13 protein-coding genes are annotated in these 9,296 nt (G+C 35.0%); 10 read left to right on the forward strand and 3 right to left on the reverse strand.

Annotated elements, in window-relative coordinates; all coding sequences use genetic code 11:
* Nucleotides 1-504: 504 nt before the first annotated feature.
* Nucleotides 505-1,197, forward strand: coding sequence for a hypothetical protein (locus J2S07_RS21130; protein ID WP_307152369.1), 693 nt, complete (start codon nt 505-507; stop codon nt 1,195-1,197).
* A 46-nt stretch (nt 1,198-1,243) separates the two neighbouring features.
* Nucleotides 1,244-1,393 (forward strand): hypothetical protein, encoded by a 150-nt coding sequence (locus J2S07_RS21135; protein WP_307152370.1) that lies wholly within the window; start codon nt 1,244-1,246, stop codon nt 1,391-1,393.
* Nucleotides 1,394-1,517: 124 nt separating this feature from the next.
* Here the strand turns inward: J2S07_RS21135 and J2S07_RS21140 are convergent, their stop codons facing one another.
* Complete coding sequence (locus J2S07_RS21140; RefSeq protein WP_307152371.1) at nt 1,518-2,888, reverse strand: MATE family efflux transporter; 1,371 nt, start codon at nt 2,886-2,888, stop codon at nt 1,518-1,520.
* A gap of 309 nt (nt 2,889-3,197) precedes the next feature.
* Complete coding sequence (locus tag J2S07_RS21145; protein WP_307152372.1) at nt 3,198-3,782, reverse strand: helix-turn-helix domain-containing protein; 585 nt, start codon at nt 3,780-3,782, stop codon at nt 3,198-3,200.
* 272 nt (nt 3,783-4,054) lie between these two features.
* Between J2S07_RS21145 and J2S07_RS21150 the strand changes: the two genes are divergently transcribed.
* The 6 genes from J2S07_RS21150 to J2S07_RS21175 all read left to right on the forward strand — a co-directional run bounded on the left by J2S07_RS21150 (nt 4,055) and on the right by J2S07_RS21175 (nt 7,283).
* Entirely contained in the window at nt 4,055-4,372 is a 318-nt protein-coding gene (locus J2S07_RS21150; protein WP_307152373.1) for a PadR family transcriptional regulator, read from the forward strand.
* Nucleotides 4,359-4,925 carry a DUF2812 domain-containing protein gene (locus J2S07_RS21155; RefSeq protein WP_307152374.1) on the forward strand — a complete coding sequence of 189 codons (567 nt, stop codon included), beginning with the start codon at nt 4,359-4,361 and terminating at the stop codon, nt 4,923-4,925. Before J2S07_RS21150 ends, J2S07_RS21155 begins: the two co-directional genes overlap by 14 nt.
* Nucleotides 4,926-5,092: 167 nt before the next feature.
* Nucleotides 5,093-6,106 (forward strand): zinc-dependent alcohol dehydrogenase family protein, encoded by a 1,014-nt coding sequence (locus J2S07_RS21160; RefSeq protein ID WP_307152375.1) that lies wholly within the window; start codon nt 5,093-5,095, stop codon nt 6,104-6,106.
* 137 nt (nt 6,107-6,243) lie between these two features.
* Nucleotides 6,244-6,501 carry a hypothetical protein gene (locus J2S07_RS21165; protein ID WP_307152376.1) on the forward strand — a complete coding sequence of 86 codons (258 nt, stop codon included), beginning with the start codon at nt 6,244-6,246 and terminating at the stop codon, nt 6,499-6,501.
* Nucleotides 6,501-6,713, forward strand: a complete 213-nt coding sequence (locus J2S07_RS21170; protein WP_307152377.1) for a hypothetical protein — start codon at nt 6,501-6,503, stop codon at nt 6,711-6,713. Before J2S07_RS21165 ends, J2S07_RS21170 begins: the two co-directional genes overlap by 1 nt.
* Nucleotides 6,714-6,923: 210 nt before the next feature.
* A complete protein-coding gene (locus J2S07_RS21175) occupies nt 6,924-7,283 on the forward strand; it encodes a VOC family protein (RefSeq protein WP_307152381.1) in 360 nt (119 codons plus the stop codon).
* 149 nt (nt 7,284-7,432) lie between these two features.
* Here J2S07_RS21175 and J2S07_RS21180 read toward each other — a convergent pair whose 3' ends face one another.
* Nucleotides 7,433-7,927 (reverse strand): SRPBCC family protein, encoded by a 495-nt coding sequence (locus J2S07_RS21180; RefSeq protein ID WP_307152378.1) that lies wholly within the window; start codon nt 7,925-7,927, stop codon nt 7,433-7,435.
* Nucleotides 7,928-8,165: 238 nt separating this feature from the next.
* Between J2S07_RS21180 and J2S07_RS21185 the strand changes: the two genes are divergently transcribed.
* Both J2S07_RS21185 and J2S07_RS21190 read left to right on the forward strand, forming a co-directional pair.
* Nucleotides 8,166-8,432 carry a hypothetical protein gene (locus J2S07_RS21185; protein WP_307152379.1) on the forward strand — a complete coding sequence of 89 codons (267 nt, stop codon included), beginning with the start codon at nt 8,166-8,168 and terminating at the stop codon, nt 8,430-8,432.
* A 165-nt stretch (nt 8,433-8,597) separates the two neighbouring features.
* Nucleotides 8,598-9,107 carry a VanZ family protein gene (locus tag J2S07_RS21190; protein WP_307152380.1) on the forward strand — a complete coding sequence of 170 codons (510 nt, stop codon included), beginning with the start codon at nt 8,598-8,600 and terminating at the stop codon, nt 9,105-9,107.
* The last annotated feature ends 189 nt before the right edge of the window (nt 9,108-9,296 follow it).

Below are 9,296 nucleotides of genomic sequence, written 5' to 3' on the forward strand. Positions count from 1 at the left end.
TAAATTGGACGATTTTTTTGTGCACTTTTCTAAAAATAGTAGAAATAAGAAAGGGGCACCAAAAAGTCAGTTACTCTGACTTTTTGGACAGCCCCGTTTTGCTTGGTTCTTTTATTCTTTCAAAATTAACCGATAGTATCACTTAATATAAGGTTTTTCTGCAAAAGAAAGTCTTATACAGCTATCCGTATATCTAAGAATGAATTAAGAGAGAATCCTAATATCGATTATTACATCGTTCCACTAGGCACTCAAAAAGAATCCTTATTGGTAGCCAATTTTTTAAGAAATAAAGGATTTAAAGTCGAATATGAAATGGGTAACAAAAAATAAGGGAAAGCCCTTGATCAACCCCACCCTGGTCTAATAGAAGCGGATGGAAGTTATTTACCTGAACATCATTTAATATTTATTGATAGTAATTTTGAGGAGGACCTATTAATTAATATTTGCAGTCATGAGGTTGCTCATTACTTTACGGGAGAGCATTTAGGAAAGCTTGATATGGAGTTTTATAGTATACCAACTTGGTATCATGAAGGAATCGCAGATGCATTTGCATCTCGAATCAAACCTCTTCCGTTCTTTAGAGATGATACGAGAGCTGAAATCCGACCTTTAATGGATATTCCGCAGGAGAATTCAAGTCGAGGTTTCTATTTATTATCTCATTTTGCTCTAGAAAATCTATTTAGTAAAAACGGGGAGTCCATTATTACTGAGATATTAAGAAAAACAAAAGAGATGGATAATTTTTCAGATGCCTTTAATCTTCTTACTGGTTATGATTTAGCAAATTACCACCTATTATTCGAAGTTAAGACAGAGCAAATTACAGAAATTTTGTCCAAGATTGACACCATTGGAGAGAATGAAGCAGAAAAATTGATACGAGATTTCATGAATACAAAAGGTAAATATTTCAATGAAGCTACCTCTCTTTTATATGCTTTGGCTTCTATCTATATAAAGCAGGAACGATTCGCAGAAGCCCTAACAGCCTATGAAGAAGCCCTATTATATGAGGAAAGTGCAACAATTTATTCATATCTTTCTGAAATTGCTTTGAAAGTAGATCAACAGAAGGCAGTTAAATACGCTATTAAAGCAGTTGAATTAGCAAAAGAGAGGAATTGGAATGTAGAAGTGTTTAACGAACAACTTGAAAATGTTAAGAATCAAATAAACGAGAGTTAGTAGCAGGATTGATTAGGATTTTAAAATAAAGGGGTGATTGGAAGTAATGATGAAATTAAAAATTACAACCTTTGTTTTAATTGGTGGACTAATTGGGGCATTAACAGAAGGAATAATGATTGGTGTTATTGCTGCATCCCTTGTTTTTATAGCTTATCAGTTAGAACGAATGGTAGAAAAAAATGAGAGAAACTAAATGCCTCTTTCAGTAAATGGGGCTATTGCTAAACTTCGATTGTCACGGCAATCCTATTTTCTTCAGTAAAAGATAGTGAAGAAAATAGGAAGCTACTCGTAAAATAGCTTCCTTTTTAGTATGTTCACTGAACCATTATTTTTAAAGATTTCCTTTTCCAGAAAAATTGGTGATAGGTCGTTTGAGACAAGAAGTTGACGATGAACGCAATTGGGTAGGCGAGCCATATTCCATTTATTCCAAGTGCTGTGTAATGCGACAAGAAGTATGCTATCGGAACTTCGATTAGCAAAATACTTGTAATCGTAAAAATAGTTGGCCAAAAAACAGTACCTGTTGCTCTCATTGTTGCTGAGATTGCCTGCGTGTGACCCAAAATCACATAGCCCCAGAATGAAATGATAATGAGCCCCTTGGCAATATGAATGGTATCCGGGTTATCCAAAAAGATTCCCAAAATAGGAATTGGAATAAGGTAAAGAATAAGAATGAGAATACCACCAAGAAGATAGTTTAGTAGGATTCCTATTTTAGTGATGTGTTTGATATTGGCAATATTCTCAGAACCTACGGCTTGTGCAACAAATACTGAAATGGCAATGGAAATGCTCATCGCGGGTATTTGAACATAGCTTGCTATTTGATTCACGATTCCGTATGCAGCAGTTGCATTGGAGCCATATTCATTTACAAAAGTGATGACTGCGACTTCTGACAATGCTATGGAAACCATACTAATGCTTGTAGGAATGGCTAATTTCAGCAAGGCTTTTAATACGGAACCTTTCAAGTGAAAATGCTTCAAAATAACAGAGTCTAATTTGAGTACATGATTTTTTTTGTGTAAATAGATTAATAGAATCATAAATGTAATGAAATTGGATAATACCGCAGCATAAGCGGCACCATTTAATCCGAATTCCGGTAAACCCAACCAACCGAAAATAAGAATTGGAAGCAAGGCAATATTTAGGACAACACTGATCACTAAAAAATAAAAAGGTGTCTTTGAATCGCCAACACCTCTCATAAAGGTTGTATAGCACATATATAAGAAGGTAATGGGTAATGTGACAAATAAAATACGTGCATACTCAGCACTTTCCGTCAGAATATTCTCAGGTGTTCCCATCCATTTTAGAATATCTTTTGTTAAGAGCCCGCCGATTAGGGCAACAGCAATGGAAATAATAATCGTAAAGAATAGCGTTACCCCAACAACTTCCTTCATTTTTGGAATATCTCCACCACCATAGGTTTGCCCAACTAAAATCGAGCTTCCAGATCCAATTCCGATAGCAAAGGATATTAGGAAAAAGAAAAGGGGAAAGAAGGCAGAAATAGCTGCCAAAGAATCTACTCCAAGTGTTTGTCCGACAATAATAATTCCAAAAACTTGCCCCAATGATTGCAAAACACTCGCAAAAATGACAGGTATGAGAAAAGTAATCATCGGTTTTACGAATGATTTCGTTTCATTTAATGTTGTACTCATTTCATATAGCTCCTATTATTTTTCATTACAAAAGGCTCTTTTCTCAAACATTGTTGCTTTTGAACAAAAAATAATTAGATAAAACGATATTTGATGCAGACTATATCTAGAAACAACGGAGAAAAGTGCTACTCAATCTATGCGTATCGCACGCCTAGTATGAAACGGAATGGCCAGTATTAAGGACATTCCAGAACCACAATCCGTGCGAAAACAGCCTTACAAAAAAATCACCTGCTTTTGAATCGAGATTATTGATTATTAACATTAAAGTCATAAGACATGTATACTTAGGTATCTAATAATTATTTATATAAGCTGATAAAATAAACCAGCTTGAGTATCAAACCATAACAATTTGCCATGTTTACGTTTCGGGATACGTGTTTGTAGACTCCACTCAGGGTACTGTTTAATAATCTGAACTTGATCACTAGTGGCAAAAGCAATAAATGAGATATAATGTTCTTTTGTCATCGGGTGATCGCTAGAAATAAACCACTCATTATCGATTTCTGTGATTGATAGTTTTTCTTCATCTGTTGCTTTCTTCGGTTCTAATAGTTCTAACTTTCTCCCACAGCAAGATACGGTTATATCCCCAGTTGCTAATCCTATGTTATTACATGATGGGCAGACAAAATAATTCGACTTTTTCATATTTCCTCCTACAAATTCATTCGACGATAATTCACCATCTAAAATATTTTCTATATTGACTCCGAGTAAGGTAGATAAGCTTGGCAATAGCGTAACATCTGGACAGCCATATCCACGTTCCCACTTGGAGATTGTTCGATCAGAAATATTCATTTGATCAGCTAATTGTTTCTGTGTTAGTCCTTTTTCCTTCCGCAAATGATAAATTAACTCTCCAACTTTGCGATTATTCATCAATTTCGCCTCCTGCTCTATTTACATTTTAGAGGTCTATATAATTAGTAGCAACAAACGCTCCGTAGAGTTAAACAAAAATGTGAAAGCTTGTGTAAGGGGTGAGAGGGTAAAACCCTGTTGTTGCTGGCATTTAATATTGCAATTTAAGATTTTTATAGAGACTTATGGAGCTTTGACAAATTTTGAAAATGTTGTTGACTATTCAGTTGAACTGTATTATTTTATTATTAAGTTGAACTATATAGTCGAACTGAATAGAGGGTGAGGATATGAAGCATAAATTATTACCGTTATCGGAAACCATGCACTATATTTTATTAGCTCTGCGTGAGCCACTCCACGGCTATGCCGTAATGCAGAAGATTGAAAAGATAAGTAATGGCACTGTTATTTTAGCAGCTGGTACATTATACGGTGCGATTGAAAACTTGAACAAGCATGGTTGGATTGAACCTGTTGGAGAGTCGGGTCGGAGAAAAGTCTATATGATAACTGCGGAAGGAAGGGCCATTTTGAAAATGGAACAAAACCGGTTATTGCATATTTTATCCTTGTACGAAGGAAGTGAATCAAATGAAGAAGTTTAAGATATTTTTTGATATTGAAAAAGAGGAGCAATGGCTGAACGAGCAATTACAAAAAGGCTATCGTTGTACAAATATTAGTGGATTAGGAATATACACTTTCGAAAAAACAGACAAGAGACATGTGATCCGACTAGATTATCAAGATTATTTTTCAAAGAAAAAGTTCAAAGATTACAAGGGGATATATGAGGATTTCGGTTGGAGTTATATAAATGGCTCCTGGCTTGGTGGAATTCGATATTGGCAAAAAGAAGATGATGCTCAAAATGAAATCTTCTCGGACCGCCAATCAAAGAGTAATTATTATAAAAGGTTGATGGGTTATTCATTTTGGTTGGGTATGCTGTGTTTGGCTGCTTCTTACATGCCTTACAAGGATTCGGGATTATATCATGAAGGTCTTTGGGGTATGAAAGGTTCATTATTTTGGAAGGCATTTTTATTTGAAACTCCATTTGCCTTTTTGAAGTTGCTTCCCGTCCTTATGGTTGTTTTCTTTGGTACCAGTTTCTATAAAGCTTATCGAAAGTACTCGATGTTAAAAGAAAAATAATGCGCAGAGGGTAATACCTACAGTGATCTTGGTAATATTGTTATAACTGTATGCTTCCCTGAGGTGTGAGGAAGGAATGGTTAACGATTTTATCGTTTGTTAAGACGGCACACCCCGTAATAACAGCATAAAACCATAAACTGTTTTGATTAAGGAGACTAATGGCCTTGGATGCAAAAAGTATTAAATTCTACGAATTCGGAAGTCCTAAAGATGTGCTAAAAGTTGAATATAAAGCTATTGAGCCACCAAAAGATAATGAAATTCTTGTCCGTATGCTTGCCCGCCCAATAAATCCCTCTGACTTAATACCAATTAGAGGATCTTATTCGCACAGAATATCTTTACCTAATATTCCAGGTTATGAAGGAGTAGGTATAGTAGCAGAAATAGGTCCTTCAGTATCTAAAAATCTTATTGGTAAACGTGTATTACCCTTGCGTGGGGAAGGCACGTGGCAAGAATTTGTAAAAACATCAGTAGAATATGCCGTGTGCATACCTGATACTATTGATGATTTTACGGCAGCACAGATGTACATAAATCCAATTACCGCATGGGTGGTTTGTACAGAAGTATTAAAATTAAGACCGAATGATGTTGTATTGGTTAATGCTTGCGGATCTGCTATTGGACATATTTTTGCTCAATTAGCTAAGATTATCGGTTTTCGATTGATTGCAGTAACGAGAAATAATAAATATACAGAAGATTTACTTCATCTTGGCTCTTCCCATGTAATAGATACTTCTAAATTTCCGCTTCATGAAACAGTTATGGAATTAACAAATGGAAAGGGGGCAGACGCTGCTATTGATTCCATTGGGGGTTCATGTGGAACTGACCTGGCTTTTTGTGTTCACTCTAATGGGAACTTTATAACGATTGGTCTTTTATCGGGGGTACAAGTAAACTGGGCCGATATTGTAAATAAAGCCAAAGTGAAAGCGAATCTATTTCATTTACGGAATTGGAATAAAAATGTTTCGGCAGATAAATGGCAAGAAACTTTTCATCATGTAATAAGGCTAGTAGCTGACAAAAAACTACGTTTGATGACGGTAGATTCTCAGTATGACTTATCGGATGTAAAAAAGGCTATCGATGCTGTTGAATCTTCTAAAATAACAAAAGGGAAAGTATTTTTAACAAGCTACCTGAGTCAGCAGATTTTATTATAAAGGTCATTTAGACACGAATGTATGATATGAACTTTTAAAGTAAATAGATAACTGTTGAAAAGGGATATTAGCAATACTATTAACAATTATGTCCTACGTGATAAAATAAATATAAATACTTTTGGAGGTGACTTAGAATGAAGTGGGAAGAGGTTCGTCAAGCTTTTCCTGAGCAGTGGGTTTTGATTGAAGCTGTACAAGCTTATACAAATGAGGAAAGTGAACGGATTTTAGAAGAAGTTGCTCCTCTAAAGAAATTTTCTAATTCCACAGATGCCATGAAAGCTTATCAAGAACTTCATCGGGGTAATCCTACCCGTGAACTCTATGTGCTTCATACCAATCGGAAGGACCCCCATATTATTGAAAAAAAATGGGTAGGTGTGAGGCGATAGTGAAAAAGCTAATCATTGATGACGGACTACTAATTACAGATATGGAAATAACTTTTAAAGGAAAGTCATTACAGCTTAAGCGTGTCTTGGTTGACACAGGGTCAGGCAGCACGATTATTTCAACAGATTTAGATGGGATTATTGGACTCGACTTTTTGCAACAAATTAGGGCCATCATTAATATAGACAAACTAACAATAGAGTTTAACTGAGAAGGCAAGCGTAGACGATTTTCTATACTTGCCTTTTTTATGGTCTTTAAATAATAGTAGAATATTACATATCTACCGAATTTGCACTTCGGGTTATAAATCCCACCGCAATTGTCCACCTTCATCGGAATGTTTATGTATCAATTTGGTTGGATTTGGGTTATTATTTAAGGGAATGTATGTTCTTATTTATGAGGGGGAGTATGGTTGATGTGGAAAAGAATAGAGTGTATTGCAATTTATACAGAAGACCTTGAAAAATCGGTGGATTTCTATCAAATGTTAGGTTTAACAAAAGCATGGGAAGTATTTCAAGACGAAGAAAAACAGTGGAAACTTATTGGTATGAAGTTTCCTGACGGGAATTCAGAGTTAGTATTAAAGAATAACCCTAATTTAGATTTTGCCGAAACGGAGATTGTTTGTGAAGATGTTCGGCAGACTTATGAAACATTGAAATCTAATTCTGAAGTTCAGTGGATTCGTACTCCTTTCCCTAATTCTTTAGGTGGTCATGTGGCTGTCATGCAGGCACCAGACGGAAATGTCTTTGTTCTAGTAGGTAAATAAAGTAAGGAAAATAAAGGGTGCATTATCCAAGCAGTGTTATTCAACAAACGAAGAGGTTCAATTAAACTGGGATTTTTGAAAAGTAATAGCCGAAATAATAAAGACCATCTATTATATTCGAAACAATAGATGGTTTTGTGCAATTTATATTATCTTAAAGGTTGGCAGCATAAACTGCCTTCACCATTTTCAAGAGCAGACTTTAAGCTACTTAGAACCCCTGACCATGCCATTTGATGCCATTCAAATGCTTCTTTCCAATTAACATCTTCTTTAAATCCTTTATGTTCAACAATGACTTTTGTAGATTTGGTATCAACTGGTTCAAAACTAACATTTACAGTAGTTAGCTCATTTTCACTATTCATTATAGATTCAAATTGATCTGGGCCTTTCCAAGTGAATTGTAATTCTTTTTCCTCAACAAGTTTAATAATCTTGCAACCTTTTGTATTCATACCCGTTTTATTTCCAGGAACAAAATAAAGTTCATATGCTCCACCTTCTACAGCTTCTACGACTGTATCAGGTGCGAACCATTTTGCAACTCGTTCAGATATTGTCCAAGCATACCAAACTAAATGTAACGGGGCATTAATTGTAACCTCATTAATAATTGTTCTATCATTTGTAGTGGTTGTCATAACAAATCCTCCCTTTGGAAATATTTCCATTTGTAGAATACCATTAATAGAGATTTGAATAAAGAATTTTCTGATTCATCCAAAAAGGAAGGCTGTGAAGTTTTGTAAACAGAGCACGTCTGCGAGGGTTTACGAACGAAGGCTCACCCTTTTTACTCATTCAAATTGAGTTTGATTTGCAGGATTATGCTTTTGTCTAAAAGAATAATCATATTTAAGAATACAAGGAGGTAAGGAAATGAATAGAATAGGGTGGCTTTGTTTAGGAGTCGCAGGTTGTCTATTTTTATGGGCTATTTCCCTTTTTGGAAGTGGTTTCGGATATTATAATTCACCGATTGATGGATGGTTGTATGTAAAGTTTATGGGGGAAATTGTTAAAGTAACAACCATAGAAGAGTTGAATAAGTATGCATACTTAAATATGGGATTAAGTGGTATCCTCGCATTTCTCGCTTTTTACCTTTACCGACAGTTTTTAAGACTTGTTCCAGAGAGAATGTAATTTTCACTAAATGGGGGCGGTAGCTGAACAAGGCTGGCGCTTCTTTTACTATTGGAGGAGGTTAGTACGATCATAAATTGCTAGTTTGGATGCTAAAATAACAATCACAATAAGTGAAACCTATATCAGGGGCACCCCGTCAAACTTAAAGGCGGGAGGAGAAAAGTGAGAAAAATAATAAAAATTCTATTAAGCATAAGTTTCGTCATCTATTTATTAGCATTGGTGGTTCTATTGTTCTTAGGGACAAGAGGTTTTTTCTGGTCAGATCAATCATTGATAGACTATATTAGGAGCTCTTCAAATTTTGTTCCATTTAAAACAATCAGTTTATATATAACCGCATTGTTTGATGGGAGTATGAATATGGATATACCAATAAAAAATCTCTTTGGTAATTTCCTTATGTTTTTGCCAATGGGAATTTACTTACCCTATTACATAAAAAAGATTAACAAAGTAAGTAGTTTTGTGGTTACAATGGTTCTACTATTCTTCGTTATCGAATTGGTACAAGTGGTCACAAGAAGAGGAAGTTTTGATATTGATGATTTAATTCTTAATTTGTTAGGAGCTTTGATAGGTTTTGCTATTTGGAGAACAAAAGGAGTTCAGAAGGCACTGAAAAAATTGGATTCTAAGGGAATAAGCAAGAGACTTTTAATAAATCGATAACAACTCTGCTAAAAAGCGTACTGAAAGGTACGTTTTTTATTTTGGGCTCATAAAATCAAACGATTAATATATGTAATGAAAATGTAATGAAAATGGCTAGTTGTATAATCAAATGCAACAAGCTAAATAAATGAAAAAGCCACGATAAACCGTGTATGATTAAGTCGACGAAAACACAATCATAACGGA

This window comes from Anoxybacillus andreesenii, assembly GCF_030813005.1.
In the GTDB taxonomy this organism is placed as follows: domain Bacteria; phylum Bacillota; class Bacilli; order Bacillales; family Cytobacillaceae; genus Robertmurraya; species Robertmurraya andreesenii.